Source organism: Cobetia sp. ICG0124 (genome assembly GCF_004006355.1).
Classification (GTDB): domain Bacteria; phylum Pseudomonadota; class Gammaproteobacteria; order Pseudomonadales; family Halomonadaceae; genus Cobetia; species Cobetia marina.
Genome location: NZ_CP024893.1, coordinates 456,760 through 481,503, shown reverse-complemented (window position 1 = coordinate 481,503; position 24,744 = coordinate 456,760). Strand labels below are relative to the sequence as shown.

Annotated in this window: 17 protein-coding genes and 3 pseudogenes; 7 read left to right on the top strand and 13 right to left on the bottom strand. The window is 63.1% G+C overall.

The window, feature by feature from the left end; all coding sequences use genetic code 11:
* Positions 1 to 132: 132 nt before the first annotated feature.
* The gene (gene cobA / locus CU110_RS02250; RefSeq protein ID WP_240665449.1) at positions 133 to 1,077 is read right to left on the bottom strand and encodes a uroporphyrinogen-III C-methyltransferase; all 945 of its coding nucleotides are present in this window, start codon (positions 1,075 to 1,077) and stop codon (positions 133 to 135) included.
* Positions 1,046 to 3,861 (bottom strand): annotated as a pseudogene (locus tag CU110_RS02245) (nitrate reductase). Before CU110_RS02245 ends, cobA begins: the two are co-directional and overlap by 32 nt.
* A 413-nt stretch (positions 3,862 to 4,274) precedes the next feature.
* Here CU110_RS02245 and CU110_RS02240 point away from each other — a divergent pair.
* Genes CU110_RS02240 through nirD form a run of 3 tightly spaced genes read left to right on the top strand, consistent with a single transcriptional unit; the run spans position 4,275 to position 8,613 of the window.
* On the top strand, positions 4,275 to 5,591 hold the full coding sequence (locus CU110_RS02240; RefSeq protein ID WP_127734436.1) for an FAD-dependent oxidoreductase: 1,317 nt from the start codon (positions 4,275 to 4,277) through the stop codon (positions 5,589 to 5,591).
* Between the two features lie 18 nt (positions 5,592 to 5,609).
* Entirely contained in the window at positions 5,610 to 8,237 is a 2,628-nt protein-coding gene (nirB, locus tag CU110_RS02235; protein WP_127734434.1) for a nitrite reductase large subunit NirB, read from the top strand.
* Between the two features lie 34 nt (positions 8,238 to 8,271).
* Positions 8,272 to 8,613, top strand: a complete 342-nt coding sequence (gene nirD / locus CU110_RS02230; protein WP_240665448.1) for a nitrite reductase small subunit NirD — start codon at positions 8,272 to 8,274, stop codon at positions 8,611 to 8,613.
* 399 nt (positions 8,614 to 9,012) lie between these two features.
* Here the strand turns inward: nirD and CU110_RS02225 are convergent, their stop codons facing one another.
* The 6 genes from CU110_RS02225 to CU110_RS02200 all read right to left on the bottom strand — a co-directional run bounded on the left by CU110_RS02225 (position 9,013) and on the right by CU110_RS02200 (position 15,486).
* Positions 9,013 to 10,014, bottom strand: a complete 1,002-nt coding sequence (locus CU110_RS02225; protein WP_084207871.1) for a branched-chain amino acid ABC transporter permease — start codon at positions 10,012 to 10,014, stop codon at positions 9,013 to 9,015.
* A 1-nt stretch (position 10,015) separates the two neighbouring features.
* Positions 10,016 to 10,903 (bottom strand): branched-chain amino acid ABC transporter permease, encoded by an 888-nt coding sequence (locus CU110_RS02220; RefSeq protein ID WP_084207870.1) that lies wholly within the window; start codon positions 10,901 to 10,903, stop codon positions 10,016 to 10,018.
* Positions 10,904 to 11,009: 106 nt separating this feature from the next.
* A complete protein-coding gene (locus tag CU110_RS02215) occupies positions 11,010 to 12,191 on the bottom strand; it encodes an ABC transporter substrate-binding protein (protein ID WP_127736652.1) in 1,182 nt (393 codons plus the stop codon).
* 257 nt (positions 12,192 to 12,448) lie between these two features.
* Positions 12,449 to 13,252 (bottom strand): ABC transporter ATP-binding protein, encoded by an 804-nt coding sequence (locus CU110_RS02210; RefSeq protein WP_127734430.1) that lies wholly within the window; start codon positions 13,250 to 13,252, stop codon positions 12,449 to 12,451.
* Positions 13,249 to 14,082 (bottom strand): ABC transporter ATP-binding protein, encoded by an 834-nt coding sequence (locus CU110_RS02205; protein ID WP_084207867.1) that lies wholly within the window; start codon positions 14,080 to 14,082, stop codon positions 13,249 to 13,251. The genes CU110_RS02210 and CU110_RS02205 overlap by 4 nt, the downstream gene beginning before the upstream one ends.
* 21 nt (positions 14,083 to 14,103) lie before the next feature.
* Positions 14,104 to 15,486: an L-serine ammonia-lyase gene (locus tag CU110_RS02200; protein ID WP_077378125.1), complete on the bottom strand. Its 1,383-nt coding sequence runs from the start codon at positions 15,484 to 15,486 to the stop codon at positions 14,104 to 14,106.
* A gap of 60 nt (positions 15,487 to 15,546) precedes the next feature.
* Between CU110_RS02200 and CU110_RS02195 the strand changes: the two genes are divergently transcribed.
* From CU110_RS02195 to CU110_RS02185, 3 genes are all read left to right on the top strand, one after another.
* On the top strand, positions 15,547 to 16,491 hold the full coding sequence (locus CU110_RS02195) for a LysR substrate-binding domain-containing protein (protein WP_127736649.1): 945 nt from the start codon (positions 15,547 to 15,549) through the stop codon (positions 16,489 to 16,491).
* 147 nt (positions 16,492 to 16,638) lie between these two features.
* On the top strand, positions 16,639 to 17,370 hold the full coding sequence (locus tag CU110_RS02190) for a hypothetical protein (protein WP_127734428.1): 732 nt from the start codon (positions 16,639 to 16,641) through the stop codon (positions 17,368 to 17,370).
* Positions 17,371 to 17,502: 132 nt separating this feature from the next.
* Positions 17,503 to 17,829: a S24/S26 family peptidase gene (locus tag CU110_RS02185; protein WP_077378119.1), complete on the top strand. Its 327-nt coding sequence runs from the start codon at positions 17,503 to 17,505 to the stop codon at positions 17,827 to 17,829.
* Between the two features lie 104 nt (positions 17,830 to 17,933).
* Here CU110_RS02185 and rpoD read toward each other — a convergent pair.
* The 3 genes and pseudogenes from rpoD to rpsU form a co-directional block, all read right to left on the bottom strand.
* A pseudogene (gene rpoD / locus CU110_RS02180) lies at positions 17,934 to 19,774 on the bottom strand (RNA polymerase sigma factor RpoD).
* 264 nt (positions 19,775 to 20,038) lie between these two features.
* A complete protein-coding gene (dnaG, locus tag CU110_RS02175; protein ID WP_127734426.1) occupies positions 20,039 to 21,895 on the bottom strand; it encodes a DNA primase in 1,857 nt (618 codons plus the stop codon).
* Between the two features lie 182 nt (positions 21,896 to 22,077).
* Positions 22,078 to 22,293 carry a 30S ribosomal protein S21 gene (gene rpsU, locus CU110_RS02170; protein ID WP_024951433.1) on the bottom strand — a complete coding sequence of 72 codons (216 nt, stop codon included), beginning with the start codon at positions 22,291 to 22,293 and terminating at the stop codon, positions 22,078 to 22,080.
* A gap of 425 nt (positions 22,294 to 22,718) precedes the next feature.
* Here rpsU and tsaD point away from each other — a divergent pair.
* Positions 22,719 to 23,744 (top strand): annotated as a pseudogene (tsaD, locus tag CU110_RS02165) (tRNA (adenosine(37)-N6)-threonylcarbamoyltransferase complex transferase subunit TsaD); the annotation flags it as partial.
* On the opposite strand, the gene folK reads toward tsaD, so the two are convergent.
* Together folK and folB are read right to left on the bottom strand one after the other, a co-directional pair.
* A complete protein-coding gene (folK, locus tag CU110_RS02160) occupies positions 23,742 to 24,281 on the bottom strand; it encodes a 2-amino-4-hydroxy-6-hydroxymethyldihydropteridine diphosphokinase (protein ID WP_077378107.1) in 540 nt (179 codons plus the stop codon). The pseudogene tsaD and the gene folK overlap by 3 nt on opposite strands.
* Entirely contained in the window at positions 24,278 to 24,646 is a 369-nt protein-coding gene (gene folB, locus CU110_RS02155; RefSeq protein WP_077378104.1) for a dihydroneopterin aldolase, read from the bottom strand. The genes folK and folB overlap by 4 nt, the downstream gene beginning before the upstream one ends.
* Positions 24,647 to 24,744 lie beyond the last annotated feature (98 nt).

The window sequence follows — 24,744 nt, the reverse complement described above, 5'->3', positions numbered from 1 at the left end:
TCGGCAAGCGCTCACACGAATTACCTGATCAAATTTTTAAAGAGCGTCGCTGTTAAGCGAGGAGGCATATTCTATCCGGAACGCTTGAGAAGTCAAGCACTTGATGATGAGTCAATCGACTGCCTCTAAGCATCATTCATGTGCCATGGCCGCAGCCATCACGAGGTCTCGCCCCGCTGCCATCTCGCATACGCTGCCCACGATGATCAGGCAGGGTGTCGGCAGCGGGCATTCTGCCAGACGAGCCACCATGTCACCCAGGGTGCCGTGCAAGGCCTGCTGCTCGGGGAGGCTCGCATTGGCCACCAGCATCATCGGCCAGTCTGACGGCAGACCATGGCGCTGCAGCTCATCACAGATGGTGTCGAGGCGATTCAGCCCCATATAGAAGAGCAACGTTTCATCCCGGCGTGCCAGCTGCTGCCATTCGGGCTGGTCATTCCGGTTGCACAGCTGGGCGGTCACGAATCGCAGCCGCTGAGCATGAGTCCTGTCGGTGAGCGGCATGCCCAGCGAAGCTGCCGCACCGGCGGCCGCGGTGATGCCGGGAACGACATGACGGGTGATGCCAGCCTCATCAAGTGCCGCCAGCTCTTCTCCCATGCGACCGAAGATACCGGGATCCCCGCCCTTGAGCCTGACCACACGCATACCCTCCTTGGCCAGACGCACCATCAGCGCGCCGATCTCGTCCTGGGGTACGCTGTGATTGCCGCAGGCCTTGCCGACGTAATAGCGCTCACAGTGCATCGGGAGCTGAGCCAGAATCTCGTCACCGACCAGGCGATCATAGACCACGGCATCCGCTGCATTGAGCATTCTCCAGGCCTTGAGCGTCATCAGATCCGGATCCCCCGGCCCGGCTCCGACCAACGCGACCTGCCCCGGAAGAAGCCCGTCCCAGGCAGGCGTGATGGCCCCGGCATCAGCCCGTGATGGTGCCTGTCCGCCAATGGCACGCCACTCGCGACGCGACAGCAAGCCTTCCGTCAGCCGTGCCATGGAGATGCCGAGGGTTGCTGAATTGATGCTCGACGCCATCAGGTCACGCCATTTCCAACGAATCAGTCCGCTCATCGGATCGCTCCTCTTCCACAAGACGTTTGAGTTCAGGCAGGCAGGAGCCACAGCGAGTGCCGCAGGCCAATCGCGCCCCCAATGCTTCCACGCAACGGTCACCCGACTGGATGGCCTGCCGAATCGTGAGTTCGCCGACCTGATGGCAGGCGCATACCATCGTCCCGACATCCGCCTGACCAGAGAGGCGTCCGGCGAGGAGACTGCGACGCTCAAGTGCAGAAAGCTGGTCAGAGGCGAAACATTCCCCCAGCCAGGCAATGTTGGGCTGTCGGTCGGAGCGTGCCGCGCCAGCGGTGACCCTCAACCACCAGATCAGCCGTCCCTCACGAAAACCCGCGGCACTGATGCCTCCCTGTGCCACATCCTGTGCCCAGAGCCCCGCCTGAACACTCAGATGCCTTTCACACCAGAGCGCCCAATCCGGCTGCCCTTCTCCTGCCAGCTGACAGCGCACCAATGTCGCCTGCGGGATGCGCGCCCAATAGCATCCCTCGAGCTCTGTCATCGCGCCTGCAAGATCTTCATGCCCACCCCATACGCCAGGGGCGATCAGCAAGGTGGCCTGCCATTCACAGGGCAATGGCATGACATCGACCGCGCCATGCTTGGATTCCGGCTGACCGGAGAGAGGATCGACCAGGCCGGCCAGCAACGCCCCGGCGCGCCCGTGACTGGCGAAGTGATCATTCCAGTGCATGGGGATGAACACCTCACCCTGACGCTGGCCATGACTGATACGCACACGCGCACGATAGTCGCCACGCACGCTCCCCTGCTCATCACGCCCTGCAAGCTGCGCCAGAGCCCCGTCCTGCAGGCCGCGAGCCGCGGCATCCTGCGGGTGAAGCTCCACGAAGGGTTCGGCGCGATGATTCATCAGGCGCGCGCTGCGTGCAGTCCGTGTCATGGTGTGCCACTGATCACGAATGCGACCGGTATTGAGGCGCAGCGGTGTCGCATCACTCAGCGCCTGATGCGGCAATTGCGGGGTCACGGGCACCAGCCGCGCGCGACCATTGGGCGTATTGAAGGTGGCATCCTCGAACAGCCGCAATGTGCCGATGAGCTCCCCCTTCTCACCACGCCGTACCGGCCATTGAATCGGTCTGAGCGCGTCATAGCCCTCGCGATCCAGCTCGGCCAGCGGCGCGATGTTGAACAGCCGCCTGATCGAGGAAGCCGCCAGAGGCTTGCTGCCCGCCTTGTGACGTGGCGCGACGTTGCGGAAGCCGGACAACCTGGCGTGCTCACGGAAGATCGCGTGGGGCCCCGAGTAGCCAAATGCCGCCTGGTACCCCATGCGCTTGCCGACCTCCGCCAGCTGCCACCAGTCGTGACGTGCCTCGCCCGGCGGTGCGAGCAACCCACGCTGACGCGAGATGCAGCGCTCGGAATTGGTGACGGTGCCATCCTTCTCGCTCCAGCTGCTGGCCGGCAACACCACATCGGCATACGCCAGGGTGTCGCTGTCCGCCATGCACTCGGAGACGATCACCAGCGGACAGGCCGCCAGCGCCGCACGTACGCGCGTACTGTCCGGCAGACTGACCGCCGGATTGGTCGCCATGATCCATAGCGCCTGTATCTCTCCACGCTCGATCGCCGCGAACAGTTCGACCGCCTTGTGCCCCGGCCCCTGAGGGATATTCGGGGCGTTCCAGAATTCACCGACCAGCTCCCGCGCGCCCGGCGTCTCGTAGTCCATGTGTGCCGCCAGCTGATTGGCCAGTCCACCGACTTCCCGGCCGCCCATCGCGTTGGGCTGTCCGGTGATCGAGAACGGTCCCGCCCCCGGCAGCCCGAGCTTGCCCCCGGCCAGATGGCAATTGATGATCGCATTGCCCTTGTCGGTACCGCTGGTCGATTGGTTCACACCCTGGGAGAACAGCGTCACCACATGCAACTGGGTCGCGAACCAGTAATAGAAAGTCTCGAGACGCTCCACATCGACATCACAGTCACGCGCGATTGCCGCCAGCGAGCAGTCTTCCCGCCTTGCCGCCTTGAGCGCCGCATCGAAGCCCTGGGTGTGCGCCTTCAGATAGAGGCGATCCAGGCGTCCGCGATCTGCCATGTAGGCCAGCAGACCATTGAAGAGACGCGCATCACTGCCGGGACGCAGGCCAAGATAGAGATCGGCGATCTCGCAGCTGTCGGTCACCCGGGGGTCGATCACCACGATTCGCAGCAACGGATTGTCGATACGCGCCTGCTTGAGCCGCTGAAACAGCACCGGATGGTTCCAGGCCAGATTGCTGCCGACCAGCACGACCAGCTCGGCACGCTCGAGGTCCTCGTAACTGCAGGGCACGGCGTCCGCTCCGAAGGCACGCTTGTGAGCCACGACGGCCGAGGCCATGCACAGTCGCGAATTGGTATCCAGATGAGGAGTACCGATGAAGCCCTTGAACAGCTTGTTGGCGACGTAATAGTCCTCGGTCAGCAGCTGCCCCGAGAGATAGGCGGCGATGCTTTCTCCGCCATGCGTCCTGCTCAAATCAGCAAAGCGTGCGGCGATCAGGTCCAGCGCCGTCTCCCAGCTCACCTCTCGCAATACCCCGGCCTCATCACGCACCTGCGGCATCGTCAGACGCCCATCGGCCGACAGCGTCTCGGCAAGCGCGGAGCCCTTGACGCAGAGCCGGCCATGATTGGCCGGATGCGCGACATCACCACTTCAAGCTCGACCGCCACACCACATCCGACACCGCAATACGGGCAGGTGGTGGTGGCACGACATCTAGCAGGTTGCGGGGCGTCTGGGGGATTCCTGACTTGCATCGACATCACTCCCTGGTGCATTGAGCACAGAACGTTGACCACGAAAAAGGCGCCTGACGACCGAGCACGAAGCGTGCGGTCATCAGGCGCCTTTGCCTGTTGCTGCAAACCAATGAAAGTTGGTGGTTTTTCGTCAGGCGGCACCAAATTCGCTGTATTCCTGACAGGTTGGGTCAATGACGACCCCGAATCGCAGGTCTCGCCGCGCATCCATGCGGATGCACGGCAGCCAACGGTCCGTCAGACCTGCCGCAGTCCCGAGTGACAGCCGTATCGTCGCGCAGCACTGCAACTCGCTATCCAATGCTTAGCCCTCATCTTCCAGGCAAAGGCGCCTGCTTGACGTCGTGAACTTCACGGCGGCAAGCAGGCGCTTTTTTTTTGCACTCGATATCCCATCGCAAGGAGGCAGCATGCATCCGTCATCTTCCACCGGCGACACGACCCCGCCCCTGATCATCATCGGTCATGGCATGGCGGCGCAGAAGCTGCTGGAGCAACTGGTCGCGCTGTCACCTGATCGCCAGCTCCCCTGGGCAGTCACGGTGATCGGTGAAGAGCCTCACCTGCCCTACAACCGCATTCAGCTCTCCCCACTATTGGCGGGCGAGACGCAAGCCGATGACCTGATCAGCCAGCAGGCCGACTGGTTCTCGCTGCATGGCATCACACGGATCAGCGGTGATCCCGCCTGTCAGATCGACCGCGCCGCCCGCTGTGTCGAGACCGCCAGCGGTCGCCGCATTCCCTATCAGCGTCTGGTGATCGCCACGGGGTCACGCCCGGCGCTGCCACTGCCGCTCCCCACTCACCTGCCTCAGGCACTGGATGCCAACGACTGGCCACCGGGACTGATGGGCTTTCGTGACCTCAGGAATGTCGAGCAGATGCAGGCCGCCTGTCGCACCGGAGCCGGTCACGACGGCAATGCCCTGGTGATCGGCGGCGGCCTGCTGGGGCTCGAAGCCGCCGAGGGCCTGCGCAAGGGTGGCCTTGAGGTGACGCTACTACAGCGCAGCGAGCGCCTGATGAACCGTCAGCTGGATGACGTGGCCGCTGGCTTGCTGGAGCAGGAGCTGAGCGAGCGCGGCCTCGAGATCATCACCGACGCGCATCTTGAGCAATGGCTCGAGACGCCGGCGGGCCGCATCACTGGCGTGCGTCTCAAGGATGGCCGTGAACTGCACGCCGGACTGACCATCGCCGCCACTGGCATCCGCCCCGAGATCACGCTTACGCGTGCTGCCGGCCTGGCCTGCCAGCGCGCTGTCCAGGTCGATGGCCACCTGCTCAGCAGTGACCCACATATTCACGCATTGGGCGAATGCTGTGAGGTGGAGGGCGAGACCTTCGGCCTGATCGAGCCCATCTGGGCACAGATCGAGGTGCTCGCACGCCATCTTCTTGAGCAAGCGACCCCGCCCTATCGCAATGCCCCCCTGGCGACCCGCCTCAAGGTCAGCGGTATCGACCTCTACAGCTGCGGCGAGCTGATGCCACATCCCACTGACGAGGTGCTGGTCTATCAGGACCATGCCCTGGGTGACTACCGCCGACTACTGCTGCGCGATGAGCGTCTGGTCGGGGTGGTGCTCTACGGCGATGTCAGTGCCGGCAACGCGCTGTTCGAAGCCCTCAAGGCAGGCACGCCACTGACAGCGATTCGTGACGACCTGCTGCTCATGCCCGCACAAGCGCTGGCACAACTGGACGAGCGACACCACCCCTGACACCTTCGAGGAGGCCGCATGAAACACCTGATCATCATCGGCAATGGCATGGTAGGCCATCATTGCGTCGAGCAGCTGATCGCGCTGGGCGCCACCGCGCACTACCAGATTCATGTCTTCGGCGAAGAGCGCCACATCGCCTACGACCGCGTACATCTCTCGGAGTACTTCACCGGACGCGATGCCGATTCTCTCGCGCTCGGCAGCGTGGAGGATTACGCCAGCGCCGGTATCACGCTGCACCTCGACGAGTGCGTCACGGCGATCGATCGCGACGGCGGCCATGTCATCACTCCCCAAGGGCGCTACCCCTACGACAGCCTGGTGCTGGCAACCGGCTCGACCCCCTTCGTGCCGCCCATCCAGGGCCTCGGTGAGCCGGGAAGCGAGGCCGCCGCCAGCAATCGTCTGGTCTACCGCACCCTGGAGGATCTTGATCAGATTCGCGCTGCCGCCGATGGCAAGACACATGGCGTGGTGGTCGGCGGTGGCCTGCTGGGACTTGAGGCCGCCAATGCCCTCAAGTCACTCGGCCTGGAAGCGCATGTCGTCGAATTCGCGCCACGCCTGATGCCGGTGCAGCTGGATGAGGATGGCGGCCTGGCACTCAAGCAACACATCACTGCGCTGGGCGTGGGAGTGCACCTCAATCGCGCCACCACCGACATCGTGCCCGGCGAGGAGTACCAGTGGCGGATGAATTTCTCCGACGGTGAGCATCTGGAAGCGGATCTGATCGTCTTCTCCGCCGGTATCCGTCCTCAGGATGCACTGGCACGCAGCGCCAGCCTCGAGATCGGCGAGCGCGGCGGCATCATCATCGATGACGAATGCCGCACCTCGGACCCGGAAATCTTTGCCATCGGCGAGTGCGCCCTGTGGCAATCGCGCATCTTCGGGCTGGTCGCGCCCGGCTATCAGATGGCACGCGGCGTGGCGTCCCTGCTGGCCGCCAGCACAGGCGATGCCACAAGCGATGCGCAGGAGCGCTTCCGCTTCCAGGGCGCCGACATGTCCACCAAGCTCAAGCTGCTGGGGGTGGATGTCGGCTCCATCGGCGACGCCCACGGCAAGACCGAGGGCGCAATCAGCTATCGCTACTGTGACGAGGCCGACGGCGTCTATCGCCGCCTGATCGTCTCGCAGGACCGCAAGCAGGTGCTGGGCGCGGTGCTGATCGGCGACAACTCGCGCTACGACACCCTGCTGCAGTACGTCACCAATGGCATCACGGCACCCAAGGACCCGGCGGCACTCATCCTGCCGGATGCCAGTGGCGAAGCCATCACGCTGGGCGCGGATGCCCTGCCCGACAGCGCCACGCTGTGCTCCTGCCACAACGTCTCCAAGGGCGATGTCTGCAGCGCCATCGATGCCGGCAACAGTGATCTGGGCGCCATCAAGGCCTGCACCAAGGCTAGCACCGGTTGCGGAGGCTGTGCGGCGCTGCTCAAGAAGGTAGTGGATGCCGAGCTGGAAAGTCGTGGCGTCGAGGTCGATCGCTCACTGTGCGAGCACTTCGCGCACACGCGTCAGGAGCTCTACTCGCTGGTGCGCGTCGAAGGCATCGAGACCTTCGCCGAGCTGATGGCCAGCCACGGCCGCCATCCGGATGCCCTGGGCTGCGAGATCTGCAAGCCGGCGGTGGGCTCGATTCTGGCCTCGTGCTGGAACGCGCCGATCACCGAGTCCTCGCACATCCCGCTGCAGGACACCAATGACACCTTCATGGCCAACATGCAGAAGAACGGCACCTATTCCGTGGTGCCACGCATCCCCGGCGGCGAGATCACGCCGGACAAGCTGATCGCCATCGGCGAGATCGGCAAGCGCTACAACCTCTATACCAAGATCACCGGCGGTCAGCGCATCGACCTCTTCGGGGCCCAGCTGCATGAACTGCCGGACATCTGGAGCGAGCTGATCGCCGCCGGCTTCGAGACCGGCCACGCCTACGGCAAGTCCACCCGCACGGTGAAATCCTGCATCGGCAGCACCTGGTGTCGCTATGGCGTGCAGGACAGCATGGCGATGGCGCTGACGCTGGAAGACCGCTACAAGGGCCTGCGTTCCCCGCACAAGCTCAAGTTCGCCGTCTCCGGCTGTACTCGTGAATGCGCCGAGGCCCAGAGCAAGGATGTCGGCGTGATCGCCACCGAGAACGGCTGGAACCTCTACGTCTGCGGCAACGGCGGCATGCGCCCTCGTCATGCCGAGCTGTTCGCGACCGACCTGGATGACGAGAGCCTGATCCGCACCATCGACCGCTTCCTGATGTTCTACATCCGTACCGCCGACCGCCTGCAGCGCACCTCCGTCTGGCGCGAGGGCCTCGAGGGCGGCCTCGACTATCTGAAAGAGGTGATTCTCGAGGACAGTCTGGGGCTTGGTGAGACCCTCGAAGAGCAGATGCAGCAGGTGGTGGACCGCTACGAATGCGAATGGGCCAATGCCCTCAAGAGTCCCGAGAAGCTCAAGCGCTTCCGCCACTACGTGAATGACCAGCGACCCGACCCGGCCGTGGTCAACATCATCGAGCGTGACCAGATACGCCCGGCAAGCCGCGGCGAGCTGATCAACGGCCAACCTGGCCACGGAGGTGCGCTCATGACATCGCCTGCACTCGCTTCCACACCCGGCACCTGACACCTCAACCAAGGAGGAGTCGCCACTTCGCTGGGTGACACTCTGTCAGCGCGGGGACCTGGTGCCGGGCTCCGGGGTGGCCGCCTGGCTGGAACAGGCCGGCCAGGACTTCCAGATCGCGCTGTTCACGCTACCCTCCAGCGCGGACAGCGACGCCCTCACGCTGTTCGCCATCGACCATCATGATCCGGTATCCGGCGCCAACGTGATCGCCCGCGGTCTGCTGGGCGATCATGCCGGTGAGCCACTGGTGATCTCGCCGCTCTACAAGCAGCGCTATCGACTCAAGGATGGCCAATGCCTGGATGACGAGACGCTCTCGCTTCAGGTGTGGCCGGTTCGCCTCGAGGGGGATGCCGTGCAGATACAGTGCTAGCGGACAGGCCGATGCCTGAAAAGCACATAAGCTATTGATGACGTACGGATATGCTCGAAAAATGGCACATATTTGGTGCACAACCATGCTGCAACGCACCATGATCCGCCCGGCAATGCGCACGCCTCGACTCGCCTGACCGCCACCTGGCAGGCATCTGGCGAAGAGAAAACACTCAAGCTATTGATTTTGAATGACTTGCTAGAAATCTGGCACCAGGTATGCAATCTATAAAGCGAGATGGCAAATGGCGGCTATCTCGCATGGCGTGCTCATTGCTGAGTCGAGGATCCGGGACCGGCGTATCCCCCTCGATATACAATGGCATTTAAGTCCACCCACTTGGGTGGACTTTTTTTCCTTCTTGCTGACCTCGCTTCTCATCCCCACCCTCGCCGCTCATTTTTCTTCCCGCTGCTGACGACGCGCGATCCAGCGTTGGCATTCCCCGATGATGCCGCTGCGGAAGCTGAGCACGCAGACCACGAAGATGGCGCCCAGTATCACGCTGACCCAATCCCCCAGCGCGGACTGCGCCAGCTGATGCTGAAGCCCGATGACCAGTCCGGAACCCACCAGCGGCCCGAGCAGCGTGCCGACACCGCCCAGCAGTGTCATCAGGATCACCTCCCCCGACATGTGCCAGCTGGCATCGCCCAGCGAGGCGAGCTGGAACACCAGCGTCTTGGTCGCTCCCGCAAGGCCCGCCAGCCCCGCCGACAGCACGAAGGCGACCAGCTTGTAGGCATCGGTGTGATAGCCCAGCGAGATGGCACGCGGCTCGTTCTCGCGAATCGCCTTCAGCACCTGACCGAAGGGGGAATGCACCACACGGCGGATCAGGGCAAAGGCCGCCACGAAGATCGCGAACACGACGTAATAGAGCGTGTGGTTGTCCGCCAGATCGAACACGCCGAACAGCTCACCGCGCGGCACGCCATGCAGGCCATCTTCCCCATGGGTGAACGGCGCCTGGATGAAGAAGAAGAACATCATCTGTGCCAGGGCCAGCGTGATCATCGCGAAGTAGATGCCCTGCCGCCGGATGGCCAGCGCGCCGAACAGCGTGCCGAGCACCACGGCCCCCAAGGTGCCGGCCACGATGCCCAGCGCGGGACTCAGGCCCGGATACTCCGCGAGCAGAAAGCCGGTGATGTAGGCACCCGTGGCCAGGAAGGCGGCATGCCCGAAGGACAGTAGCCCCACGAAGCCGAGCAGCAGATTGAAGGCGCTCGCGAACAGCGCGAAGCACAGAATCTTCATCAGAAAGACGGGATAGGCGACCCAGGGCGCCAGCAACCCGAGCAGGAACAGCACGAGATACAGCACGCCCAGCGGGGTGATTCTGCGCGATGCGCTGCCTGCACGCGCGGCCTGGTGGTCCTGTTGCAGTACGGCCATGTCAGGCCTCCTTTCCGAACAGCCCGGCGGGGCGAAGCATCAAGACCATCACCATCACCACGAAGATCACGGTATTGGCGGCCTCGGGATAGAACACCTTGGTCAGCCCCTCGATCAGCCCCATCGCGAGCCCGGTGAGGATGGCACCGAGAATCGAGCCCATTCCACCGATGACCACCACCGCGAACACCACGATCAGCAGGCTCGAGCCCATGGTCGGCGAGACGGGATACAAGGGTGCGGCCAGCACGCCGGCGAAGGCGGCCAGCGCCACGCCCAGTCCGTAGGTCAGTGACACCATCAAGGGCACATTGATGCCGAAGGCCTGCACCAGCTCAGGATTCTCGGTTCCCGCGCGCAGATAGGCACCGAGACGCGTGCGCTCGATCAGGAACCAGACTCCGAAGCAGACCACCAGTGCCGCCACCAGCACCCAGGCGCGATAGGTGGGCAGGAACATGAAGCTCAGCTTGAAGCCGCCGCTCAGCGCCTCGGGAATCGGATAGCTCGACCCCGAGACACCGAACAGATTCACCAGCGTGCCCTCGAGGATCAGCGCCAGCCCGAAGGTCAGCAGCAGGCCATAGAGGTGATCAAGATGCTGGATGCGGCGCAGCAGGAAGCGCTCGACAACAATGCCCAGCGCCCCCACCACCAGCGGCACCACGATCAGCGCCGCCCAGTAATTGAGCCCCAGATACTGCGCCCCCAGCAGCGCCGCGAAGGCCCCCAGCATGTACTGGGCACCATGCGCGAAGTTGATGATGCGCAACAGACCGAAGATCACCGCCAGCCCCAGACTCAGCAATGCATAGAAGGCACCGTTGATCAGCCCCAGCATCAGCTGGCCGAACAGTACCATCAGGGGTATTCCAAGAATCATCGTCATCCGCTCAGTCCTTTTCAGCGCCCACTTGCGTCAGCCGTTCGGCGCTGCCGATCCCGTGATCAGCAGCGCCATGCAACGCGTTTCGCGGCTCGACTGACGTTCGCCTTCAGCCCTTGACCAGCTCGCACTGGCTGTCCGCCAGCGGTCGGTAGGCCTCAGCGCCGGGAATGGTGCGGATCACGTCATAGACGTCCCACTCGCCTTGGGACTCGGCGGGCGTCTTGACCTTGACCAGGTACATGTCGTGCACCATGCGCCCATCGGCACGGATGGTGCCGTTGTTGGCGAACATGTCATTGACCGGCGTCTCGCCCATCTTCGCCCGTACGGTGGCGGTGTCATCACTGCCGGTGGCTGCCACCGCATTCAGGTAATGCAGGGTGCTTGAGTAGATGCCGGCCTGGACCATGGTCGGCATGCGCGCATTGCGCTCGTAATAGCGCTGGGACCAGGCACGCGTCTCGTCATTGAGGTCCCAGTACCAGCCGGTGGTGAGCTGCAGCCCCTGCGCGACCTCAAGCCCCAGCGCGTGCACGTCGTTGAGGAAGATCAACAGCCCGGCCAGCGACTGCCCCGACTGCACCACGCCGAACTGACTCGCCGTGGTCAACGCATTGACGGTGTCCGCCCCGGCGTTGGCCAGCCCGACGATCTTGGCGCCGGAACCCTGCGCCTGCAGGATGTAGGAGGAGAAATCACTGGTCGGGAACGGATGACGCACCTTGCCGACGATGCTCCCGCCGTTCTCGGTCACCACCTTTTCCACATCTCCTTCCAGGGCATGACCGAAGGCATAATCCGCAGTCAGCAGGAACCAGCTGTCGCCGCCTTCATCGACGATGGCCTTGGCCGTGCCATGCGCCAGCGGATAGGTGTCATACACCCAGTGGACATGATTGGGCGTGCAATGCTCATTGGTGATGCTGGAGGCCGCCGAGCCGGAGACGATTCCCAGCGTGTCCTGTTCGGCGAGAATCCGCGTCACCGCGATACTTACCGATGAGGCCACCAGGCCTGCGACCATGTCGACATTCTGCTGATCGATCCAGCCGCGCACCGTATTGGCACCGACATCGGCGCTGTTGCGGTCATCGGCACTCAATACCTCGATCGGCATGCCGTTGACGCTGCCGCCGAAGTCCTCGACCGCCATCTTGAGCGCATCCAGGCCGCCCGGGCCTGCCAGGTCACGATAGGTACCCGACATGTCGGCCAGATAGCCGATCTTGATCACGCCGTCACTGATATCGGCCTGCGCGATTCCCGCCGACAGCAGTGACCCCATCATGAGCGCGGACAGCGGCCACAGGCGCCGGCGTGTGGCCGCCGTGATGCGGCGTGACAACGGTGATGCGACAGGGGTGGCGTTGGATGAAACGGTGGCGTAGGGGTGGCGTTGGATGAAACGGTGGCGTGCATGACATCTCCAAACCGGTTTACCCGGCAATATTGTGATTGTTGTGGTGAGACGTACGGACTTCAGATTGGCGAATGCAACGGCGGTGCATGGCGGCAAGCCCGGTGCAGCTCACCCCGACCGGGAGTTCAGACCCCCAGTACCTTGTGCAGATATTCGTGGCGTGCCGGCAGCTCAGCGGCGGTGATCTCCTCAAGAATGGTGCCGTGCTCCATCAGGTAATGGCGGTCGGCCAGCGGTGCGGCAAAGCGGAAATTCTGCTCGACCAGCACGATGGTCATGCCGCGCGCCTTCAGCAGCATCAGCACCTCACCCAGCTTCTGATTGATGACCGGCGCGAGACCCTCGGTGATCTCATCCAGCAACAGCAGGTCGGCACCGGTTCTCAGGATGCGCGCCAGCGCCAGCATCTGCTGCTCGCCACCGGAGAGGCGCGTGCCCTGGCTGTTGCGCCGCTCATGCAGATTGGGAAACAGCGCGTAGAGCTCATCCAGCGACATGCCCTGATTCTGACCCTGACCTTGGCTCTGACCCTCGCCATGCCCTGCGCCCTTGACCATCGGTGGCAACAGCAGGTTTTCCTCGACGCTCAGACTCGAGAAGATGCCACGCTCCTCGGGGCAGTAGCCCACACCGAGATGGGCGATGTGATGCGGGGCCAGCTTCATGGTGTCGCGACCCTTGAGAAAGATCCCGCCACTGCGCCGCCCGACCATGTTCATGATCGCGCGCAGCGTGCTGCTGCGGCCGGCACCATTGCGACCCAGCAAGGTCACCAGCTCGCCGCGCCGCACCATCATGTTGACGCCATGCAGCACATGGGACTCGCCATACCAGGCGTTCAGCTCGCGCAGGCAGAGCTGCTCTTGCGGCGTGGCGGAGTCACTCGCAGGGGCCTGACGCTTGGCCGGGCTTTCCAGAATCTGGGTCATGAAACTTCCTCGCGCTGATCCGCTGTGACATCGGTCACCTCGCTGCCCAGATACGCCTCGCGCACCTCGGGGTCGGCCGATACGCTGGCGTAGTCGCCTTCCGCCAGCACGCGTCCGCGCGCCAGCACACTGATGCGGTCACACAGACGACTGACCACGCTCAGGTTGTGCTCGACCATCAGCACCGTGCGCCCACGTGCCGCGACGCGAATCAGCTCGACCACACGGTCTACATCCTCGGCGCCCATGCCCTGGGTCGGTTCATCCAGCAGCATCACCGTCGGCTCCAGTGCCAGCGTGGTGGCGAGCTCCAGCGCACGCTTGCGGCCATAGGGCAGACTGGCCGTCACTCGGTTGGCGTCCTCGCGCAGCCCCACCTCTTCCAGCAGATGCAGCGCCTGCTCATTGAGGCTGTCGAGGCTGCGCTCGGACTTCCAGAAGTGAAACGAGGTGCCCTGTGAGCGCTGCAGTGCCACCCGCACATTCTCGAGTACCGTCATCTGCGCGAAGACTGCGGATATCTGGAAGGAACGCACCAGCCCGAGACGCGCGATCTCATGCGAGCGCATGCGGGTGATCGACTTGCCACGATAGAGAATCTCGCCACGGGTCGCGGGCAGGAACCGGGTCAGCAGGTTGAAGACCGTGGTCTTGCCTGCGCCATTCGGTCCGATGAGCGCATGGATGTGGCCTTCCTGAATCTGCAGATCGACATCATCGACGGCGGTGAAACCACGAAAATCCTTGCTCAGGCCACGTGTCTCGAGGATGGGCGCCGTGGCAGAGACACCTCCACTGGCGCGCGGTCCCTGAATGGGAGGTGATGGCATGTCGGGTCTCCGTCCGCCGCATCAGCACTCGATGGCGTTGACGGCGAGCCCGCCCTTGGAGGTTTCCTTGTACTTGTCCTGCATGTCGCGGCCGGTGTCGCGCATGGTACGGATCGCCTTGTCCAGCGAGACGAAATGATCCCCATCGCCACACATCGCCATCTGGGCGGCGTTGATCGCCTTGACCGAGGCAATCGCATTGCGCTCGATGCAGGGAATCTGCACCAGGCCGCCGATCGGGTCACAGGTCAGCCCCAGATTGTGCTCGAGACCGATTTCCGCGGCGTTCTCGACCTGCTCCGGCGTCGCGCCCATCAGCTCGGCAAGGCCGGCCGCCGCCATCGCGCAGGCGGAGCCCACCTCGCCCTGACAGCCGACTTCCGCCCCGGAGATGGACGCGTTCTTCTTGCACAGGATGCCCACCGAGGCCGCCGTGAGCAGGAAATCGACCACATCCTCCTCGCGCGCATCCTCTTGGAATTTCATGTAATAGCTGAGCACCGCCGGAATGATGCCCGCCGCGCCATTGGTCGGCGCGGTGACCATGCGCCCACCAGCGGCATTCTCTTCATTGACCGCCAGCGCGAACAGGTTGACCCAATCCATCGCCGAGAAGGTCGAGGTGATGATCGACTTGCTGGACTCCACATCCAGAAGGCGCGCGTGCAGCCGCTTGGCACGCCGCTTGACGTTGAGCCCACCGGGCAGAATGCCCTCATGGCTGAGGCCGTTGTCGATGCATTCGTTCATCACCTCCCAGATGCGCCACAGACCGCGACGCACCTGAGCTTCGCTGCGCAACGAGCACTCATTGGCCATCATCAGCTCACTGATGCGCATCTTGTGCATGCGACACAGCGCCAGCAGCTCATTGGCGGTATTGAACTCATAGGGAAGGCGCAGGGTTTCGTCTTCCAGCAACGGATCACGCGCCGCTTCCACCTCATCGACCACGAAGCCGCCGCCTACCGAGTAGTAGACATTGCGGTACAGCTCCTCACGGTAGCCATGCGCCACCAGACGCATGGCATTCGGGTGATAGGGCAAGGGCTCGTCGTGCCACTGCATGTCGCGCACCCACACGAAGGGCACCGCGATGCGGTTGTCGAGCAGCAGCGTCTGGGATTCCAGCAGCTCCTCGACGCAGGGCTCGATGATGGTCGGGTCGATGGTCTCGGGCAGCTCACCCATCAACCCGAGGATGGCAGCCTTGTCGGTGCCATGCCCGACACCGGTCGCGGACAGCGAGCCATGCAGCTGCACCTCGATGCGCGCCACACGCTCGAGCAGATCCCTTGCGCGCAGCGTTTCCACGAATTGTGCGGCAGCGCGCATCGGGCCCACGGTATGCGAGCTGGACGGACCGACACCGACCTTGAAGAGATCAAATACGCTGATGGACATGACGACACCTCATCTCGAGTTCCCGCCGAGCCAGTGGCCGTGCGAGTGAATGACGCCATGATGAGGGAGGGGCACAGCCCACGCCACCTCAATGGCCAGACCCACGCCTGGCTTCAGGTATTCGCCTGCGCGGCGCGCCACGCCTCCTTCACGCGTGCCGCCGAGGAACTGCATGTCACCACGGGTGCAGTCAGCCAGCAGATCAAGCAGCTGGAGGAGCGGCTGGGCTTCAAGCTGTTTCTACGCCGTTCACGCGGGCTGGAACTGACGGGGGAAGGTGCGCGTCTGGCACGCGTGGTGGAGCAGTCCTACGGCGCAGTGGGGCTGGAGGTCAAGCGGCTGCGCAGCGGCCTGATGAGCGGCGTGCTGCGCCTGCGCTCGGTGCCGTCTTTCCTCTCGAAATGGCTGGCACCACGCCTGCCCCGCCTGCAGGCACGCTTCCCGGACATCGAGCTGCACGTACGTGCCGAGGACAGTGACTCACCCTTGCGCGAGGGGGATTTCGAGCTGGCGGTCGACCTCAACGATGGCCACTACCCCGGCATGCAGGTCACGGAGCTGATGGAAGAAGAGATCTTCCCCGTCTGCCACCCCGGCCTGATGCGCGGCCGCCCCCCACTGCGCAATGCTCAGGATCTCGCCTGGTACCCCCTCCTGCATGACGTCACTGCGTGGCGCGGCAGCCACGACCATGCCGAATGGGAATTCTACCTGGCGAGCATCGGCGCACCGGAGGTCAACGTTCAGCGTGGCTATACCTTCAATCGCAATCATCTCTCGATGGAAGCGGCCATCGCCGGCATGGGCGTCGCCATGGCAAGACGCACCCTGATCACCCATGAACTGAACAGCGGCATCCTGATTGCCCCGTTCGCGGAGCGCGTGCTGACCGGCAAGCGTTACGTCATCGTCCATCCCCACGGCACTCTGGACGATGGCCGTATCCAGGCCGTGCATGACTGGATCGTCGAAGAGGCCGAGCGCGACCGACTGAGACAGGGATGAGTGATTGATGACGCGACATCGATGCTCAAATGGCACCTCACAGTTTTCTTAAGGCAATATTAACCCGCCACCTTTGCATCGTTATAATGAGCAGGCAAACGACACCCTCACCCTGACAGGCAGTCCATGGACTGTCCGGAGAGTCCCTTGTCTCGCCTGACCTCACAGACACGACACCACCATACCGTCCCGCTGCCCATCAGCGCCGAACAGCCTCTTTATGGTCGCAAGCCGACCTCGCTGTTCATGCAGGCCTGCCTGCGCCTGGCCATCTATGCCCCCGTGGTGGCAGCGATGATGTCGCTGGTAATGCATGATGCCCATCACTTCGGCGATGTCGGCTTCAGCGAAGCCAGCTGGACGGAACACATGCAGAGCACCCTGCTGGCGCTGAGTGCCGCCACCATGTGGCTGGTACATTCACGCCTCCCGGATCTTCGCACCGTCAGCCTGCTGCTGTTCGGCCTGTTCGCAGCGTCATTGATCCGTGAACAGGACGCCATGCTCGATGGCATGCTCGGTGATGGCAGCTGGCAGATCCTGGTCAGCGTGGTCGCGATTCCGGTCATCATCGGCGTATGGCGCCATCGCACCCGCTTCGTGGCCGAGTTCGAACACTTCGGTCGCAGCTTCGCCTTCGGAGTGTTTGGCGCCGGCTTCCTGGCCACCTATGTCTTCTCGCGCCTCTATGGTCGCTCGGAGTTCTGGGAAACCCTGATGGGCAGCGCCTACCTGCGCTCGGTCAAGAATGCTGCCGAGGAAGTCACCGAACTGTTCGGCTACACCTTGATGGCGATCGCCGTGGCCGAAATCGTGCTGCTGGCCATTCGCATGGGTCGCCAGCGCCGTGCCCGACTGCGCGAACTCGACGCCGGATGAGAATGCCTGGACATCAAATGAGAATGATTATATTTTACTAAGCAGTGGATACCCTACAACTATCACCACTGCTCAGGAAAGACACCGACAAGACCCCGACCGTGTCATGCCCTCACCTTCAAGGAGCCTCACATGCGCTGGTTCAACAGCTACCGCCTGCACGGTCATAGTCTTGCCCCCCGTCTCCCGCAGCACAGTCTGGTCATCAGCATGCGCTGGCCTGGACACTGGCCCCTGGCACCGGGTACCACCATCGTGGTGGAACACCCGACGCTGGGACGGCTGATCAAGCATGTAGATCGCATCGACCACCACGGCCGCCTCTGGCTTTACGGAGAGCACCCCGATGGCTTGAGCAGTGAGCAGATGGGCCCGGTGTCCCGCCAGTGCGTCAAGGGACGCGTCATCTTCAGCGTGGCCGCGACCTCATCCTCGCATCAGCTGGGGCATGGAGCCTGACGGCACCGTCCAGAAACGACAACGCCCGCCTCCCATTCGCATGGGGGCGGGCGTTGTGCTGTCAGCGGGGCCAGCGGCTGAACCGTGGCCCCGAACGCTTCAGATCACTCTTCCATGAAGGAACGCAGTGACTCGGAGCGTGACGGGTGACGCAGCTTGCGCAGCGCTTTCGCTTCGATCTGACGGATACGCTCACGGGTGACATCGAACTGCTTGCCGACTTCCTCAAGGGTGTGGTCGGTGTTCATGTCGATACCGAAACGCATGCGCAGCACCTTGGCTTCACGTGCGGTCAGACCGGACAGGATGCCGCGGGTCGCTTCGATCAGACCTTCGCCGGTGGCGGAGTCGATCGGCGAGACCATGGTGCCGTCCTCGATGAAGTCACCCAGGTGCGAATCATCGTCGTCACCGATCGGCGTCTCCATGGAGATGGGCTCCTTGGCGATCTTGAGCACGCGACGCACCTTGTCTTCCGGCATCTCGAGGCGTTCACCCAGCTCTTCCGGCGTCGGCTCGCGACCCATTTCCTGCAGCATCTGACGCGAGACACGGTTCAACTTGTTGATGGTCTCGATCATGTGCACCGGAATACGGATGGTGCGCGCCTGATCCGCGATGGAGCGCGTGATCGCCTGACGGATCCACCAGGTGGCGTAGGTCGAGAACTTGTAACCACGATCGGTACTCGAACTTGTCCACGGCGCTTCATCAGGCCGATGTTGCCTTCCTGGATGAGATCCAGGAACTGCAGGCCACGATTGGTGTACTTCTTGGCGATGGAGATGACCAGACGCAGGTTGGCCTCGACCATTTCCTTCTTGGCACGCCGCGCCTTGGCTTCACCGATCGACAGGCGACGATTGACTTCCTTGAGCTCGCTGACCGGCAGCTGGACCATGTCCTGCTCGAAGGCGATCTTGCGCTGGGCACGCAGCACGTCGGCACGGAACGGCTCGAGCTTGTCGGCGTACTTCTTGCTGCCGCCGATGAAGCCGTCGAACCAGTCCATGTCGGACTCGTGGCCCGGGAATGCCTTGATGAAGCTCTTGCGAGGCACCTTGCCGCGCTTGACGAAGATCTGCAGGATGACCTTTTCCTGCTCGCGCACCTGCTCGACGGACACGCGAACCTGACCGACCAGGCGCTCGAAGTGCTTAGGCACCAGCTTGATCGGCGAGAACAGCTCGGCAAGACGCTCCTGCTCGGCCTTGGCCTCAGGAGAACCTGAACCGTACTTCTCGATGGCGGCCTTGGTCAGATCATTCTGCTCGCGAATCTGTTCGAAGCGCACGCGTGCAAGCTCAGGATCCGGACCACCCTCGGAAGCGGAGTCGTCCTCGTCGTCGTCCTCGCCTTCAGACTCCTCGCCTTCCTCGACTTCCTCAACTTCCTCGACCTCGACTTCAGCGACACCCGGTACGCCTTCATCCGGATCGATGAAACCGGAGAACAGGTCGGACAGACGTCCGCCGTCCTCGCCGAGCGTGCCATCGTAGGCTTCGAGAATGGAGTCGACCGCTCCCGGCAGGAAGGCCAGAGACGACATGACCTCACGCGTGCCTTCCTCGATCCGCTTGGCGATCTTGATCTCGCCTTCACGGGTCAGGAGTTCGACGGTACCCATTTCACGCATGTACATGCGGACCGGGTCGGTCGTGCGTCCCACATCGCTTTCCACCGCGGCGAGAGCAGCGACGGCTTCTTCGGCGGCGGACTCGTCAGTGGAGGAATCAGACATCATCAAGGTATCGGCATCAGGCGCTTCTTCAGCGACCTTGATGCCCATATCGTTGATCATGCTGATGATGTCTTCCACCTGTTCTGGATCAGCGATATCCTCGGGCAGGTGATCGTTGACCTCGGCATAGGTCAGGTAACCCTGTTCCTTGCCGCGCGCGATCAACTCCTTGAGACGCGACTGCTGCTGCGCATTACCAGCCATAGAACCCCTAATCTCGACGAAGAAGAATGAAGCACCTGGACGCGACGCTGCTCAGCGAGTAAGCGCCGGTTAGGGACGAAGAGAGCATCAAGCGCACCAGTATAGCGTGCCATCGGGAGATGCTGCCAGCGGCGTATTTGCCGGACCATCCAGGTGTGTTAGCGTTATCGGTTACGTTGCGGCAGTCCGCATCGGGAACTACCCCATTAGATAGTGTGTGTGAGAGCGTCTTTCAAGGTCAGCCAACGCTTTTTCATCCGCGCTTCAGCGCCGCGTTGCCAGCTGCATCAGCAGGGCCATCAGCCGCTGCTTCTCCTCAGCCGACAGCTTCTCGCCCTGCTTTTCCTTGGCCAGCAAGGCCTGGTATTCCGCCTCGGGTGACGTGCGCGCCAGCTGATGCTGGCAATGCTCCACCAGCCCCTTCAGCTCCTCGCTGCGCACTTCACGCGGGATGAGCAGCTCACGCGCGGCCAACTGCTCGAGGCGCGGCCCCTGAGCAGTGCCCAGAAAGTGCGCCAGCAGCACCTGAGGCGAACGATACTGGCCAGCCTTGAGCAATCTCACCACCTCGACCAGCAGACGGACATCCTCACTGTCTGCCGGCTCGCCGGCGCCTTCGATCCATTCATCGCTGGCCGGCAGCTCCGCCACCAGCTGCGGCTCATGCACCAGAAGGTGCAGCAGGCGCGTCAGCATGCTGACCGAGTGACGCGGTGACGTCTTGCGCGCCGCGCCATGCGAGGCCTGGCGCAGCTGCTGATGCTGCCGGAGACGCGCCTGCTGGGCATCACGCGCCGCGGCACGCTCCACCAGCATGGCATCCAGCCGCTCACGCTCCAGGCCACTGCGGCGCTCCAGCTCCTTGAGCAGCAGTGAACGCAGCACCCCCTCGGGCACCCGGGATATCCATTCCAGTGCCTGGGTCACGAAGCGCTCCAGCTGCTCCATGCGCTTGAGGTCGCGCCCTTCCGCCGCCTGCTCGAACAGGAACTCGGAGAGCCCCGAGGCGCAGGTCACCCGCTTCTCGAAGGCTTCCTGCCCTTCACTGCGCACCAGCGAATCCGGGTCTTCACCCTCAGGCAGGAACAGGAAACGTGCCTGGCGGCCATCGATCATGACGTCCAGCACCGTCTCCAGTGCCCGGCGCGCGGCCTGACGGCCAGCCTTGTCACCGTCGAAGCAGAACACCACTTCATCGACCAGCCGATAGAGGCGCTTGAGGTGTTCCTCACTGGTCGCGGTGCCCAGGGTGGCGCAGGCATTGCGAATGCCATACTGCGCCAGCGCCACGACGTCCATGTAGCCCTCGACGATCAGCATGCGCTCAAGCTTGCGATTCGCCTCGCGGGCCTCATACAGGCCGTAGAGCTCACGCCCCTTGTGGAAGACAGGCGTCTCGGGGGAATTCAGGTATTTGGGTTTCGCATCGCCCATCACGCGACCACCGAAGGCGATGGTGCGCCCCTTCCAGTCACGGATCGGGAACATCACGCGATCGCGGAAGCGGTCATAGCGCCGCCCACTCTCCTCGTGATGGATCAGCAGGCCGTACTCGATCTGCACCTCTTCGCTGACACCCAGCTTGCTCAGATGGTGCTTGAGATGTTCCCAGCCCTGGGGCGCAAAGCCGATACCGAAATCGCGCATCACCTCACGCGACAGCCCACGCCCCTCAAGATACTCACGGGCGGGCTGTGCGGCAGGTTCCGTCAGGCGCTGGCGATAGAAGTCAGCCGCCGCCTCAAGCAGATTGACACCCTCTTCACGGGCCTGCTCGCGGCGCTGGCGCTCGCGACGTTCATGGGGGCTCTGATTGCCGCCTTCACGGGGCACCTCGAGCGCCAGACGCGAGGCGAGCTGCTCGACCGCTTCCGGAAACGGCAGACGATCGAATTCCATCAGAAACTTGAGGGCACTGCCGCTCGCCCCGCACCCGAAGCAGTGATAGAACTGCTTGTCCGGAATGACGTTGAACGAGGGAGAGTTTTCCTGATGGAAGGGGCACAGGCCGACATAGCTCTTGCCAGCCTTCTTCAACTGGACACGCTCACCTACCACCTCGACCACATCGGTACGGGCCAGCAGATCGTCTATGAAGCCTTGCGGGATGAGACCAGCCATGGTTCGCCAGAAGTCATGGAAAAACGGACTGACCCCAACGCAGTGGAAACAGCAACGTGTGCAGTGAACTGACACACGACTCGGGAACAAACGGATCACCAGAGACAAAAACAAGCGGCCACCGTGAGGCAGCCGCTTGGTGTCCTTCCAGAGAGCAGTGGATCACTCCCCAAAAGTACGGATCAGTAGAGACGCTCGAAACGCTTGCGCTCACGCTGAACCTTCTTGGCGTGGCGCTTTACAGCGGCCGCCTGCTGACGCTTGCGAACAGCGGTCGGCTTCTCGTAGTGCTCACGACGACGCACTTCGGAAAGAACACCGGCTTTTTCGCAGGAGCGCTTGAAACGGCGCAGGGCGACGTCGAACGGCTCGTTGTCACGTACTTTAACTGAAGGCATTAAACACTCACCTACCTTGAGATCATGAGTTCGGTTTGAACGCACATCCGGTGCAGCCACTCCTCAGGAGCCACCAGCCAGCGACGGTAAACCGCCACCTGCAGGTCGATCCAGCATCAATCAGTCGCCTGCGACACCACCGGTGAGGGTAGCCGTCGCTGGCTGGAATCATGATTCGGGGAGCTTTTGCGGGGTGGTCGGATGCACGACCCAGTCTTGCAGAGTGCCATATTCTAGACACCCGTCCCCGCCTTTGCAAACGCGGAAACCGGAAATCGTCTCTCGCATAACGCCAGCTGGCGCGACACCCGTGCTCACAGCCAGTAGAATATCGCGCATTCACGGCACCCTCGCCTCTCGGGCTCGCTCAGGCAGCCTCGCTGGCCGTGCCGCCCTCTACTTCTGATATTTCCTGAGAGTCAGCCATGCGTGTGCTCGGCATCGAGACTTCCTGCGACGAGACCGGCGTCGCCATCTACGACACGGACCAGGGCCTGCTTGCAGACGCCCTCTACAGCCAGATCGCCATGCACGCCGAATTCGGCGGTGTGGTGCCGGAGCTGGCCTCTCGCGATCATACCCGCAAGCTGCTGCCGTTGATCCAGCAGGTGATGGACGAGGCGAATCTGAAAGCCGCTGACATCGATGCCATCACCTATACCGCAGGCCCGGGGCTGGTGGGCGCCTTGATGGTCGGCGCCTCGACGGCCCATGGCCTGGCCAGAGCCTGGCAGATTCCGGTGCTCGGGGTGCATCACATGGAAGGCCATCTGCTGGCCCCGATGCTGGAAGACGACGCACCGGAATTCCCCTTCGTGGCGCTGCTGGTCTCCGGTGGCCACACACAGCTGGTGGCGGTACGCGGGCTGGGCGAGTACGAGCTGCTGGGCGAGTCCGTGGATGATGCCGCAGGCGAGGCCTTCGACAAGGCCGCCAAGATGCTGGAACTGCCCTACCCCGGCGGCCCGCAGGTTGCCAAGCTGGCCGAGCAGGGCGATCCGAAGCGCTACCGCTTCCCGCGCCCGATGACGGATCGCCCCGGACTGGATTTCAGCTTCTCGGGCCTCAAGACCCACACCATGGTCACCCTCAAGAAGGCAAAGGCCAGTGGCGAGCCGGACGAACAGCATCGCGCCGACATCGCGCGCGCCTTCGAGGAAGCCGTGGTCGACACCCTGGTCATCAAGTGCCGCCGCGCGCTGGATCAGACCGGTCTCAAGCGTCTGGTCGTGGCGGGCGGCGTCAGTGCCAATACCCGCCTGCGCGAGCGCCTGAGCCATGAACTGGCCAAGCGCAACGCCCGCGCCTACTATCCGCGCGGTCGCTTCTGTACCGACAATGGCGCCATGATCGCCTACGTGGGTGCACAACGACTGAACGCCGGTGAGCAGGACACTGGCCCGATGAAGGCCGTACCACGCTGGCCTCTCGATAGCCTGTCCGCGCCGTCACGGCGCGACGCCGGTGCGGGAGATCCTCCGGCAACGCCAGCTGAACTCCACCGGCCACAAGGGCTGCGACTCGGCATGCCCATGCTCGACGAATGACTGCCACAGGCTGGCATAGTCGACCCCACGCACCGGGTGGCGCTGCTCGGCGAAGGCTTCCGCCAGTGGCAGCAGCACGAAGGCATTGCGATCCACTTCCTCGCGCGGCAGCAGGACACCGTCGATCTCGCCGGTCAGCTCACCGACCGTCAGGATGTCGATATCCAGCGTACGCGGACTGAACTTGGGGCTGCCCTCGAGGCGTCCGTTGGCGAACTCGACCTGCTTGCACCAGGCTTGCAGCTCACCGACGCTCCAGTCACTGTGGAATCCCGCCACCAGATTGTAGAAATTGCGCCCGTCGACGAACCCCACCGGCTCGCTTTCGTAGACGGAAGACAGCGTGAGCTCCCCGAAGGTCGCCTCCAGGGCATCCAGGCAGACTCGCACGTGATGATCACGTTCGATGTTGCTGCCGATGGAGACAAGCACCAGAGTCATGCGCTGACATCCACGAGCGTGCCGCGCTCGATGCGCACGCCCACCGCTTGCGCCTCCGGGACCGCCCCCGGCTTGCGCACCGTCATCCTGAGCCAGGGAATCCCGAATTCTTCCCGCAGCAGCGCGGCGAGACGCTCCGCGAAGGTCTCCACCAGCTCGAACTGGCTGTCGTCTGCGTAGGTCTGGATCCGAGCGCTGATGGCAGCATAATCAAGGGTATGCGTCAGATCATCCCCGGCCGCGGCAGGACGGATGTCCGTCGCCATCTCCAGATCGATCACCAGACGCTGGCGAATGGTACGCTCCCAGTCATAGACTCCTATCACGGTCTCAACTGCCAGAGCCTCGATCAGCACACGATCCATGGCGTTACCTCTATGCTTGTCGGATGAACCAGTAAAACGACGCCGCCAAAGGCCCCGCCATCATGCCCGAGATTCTACTGCACCCAGCCCCTGCTTGG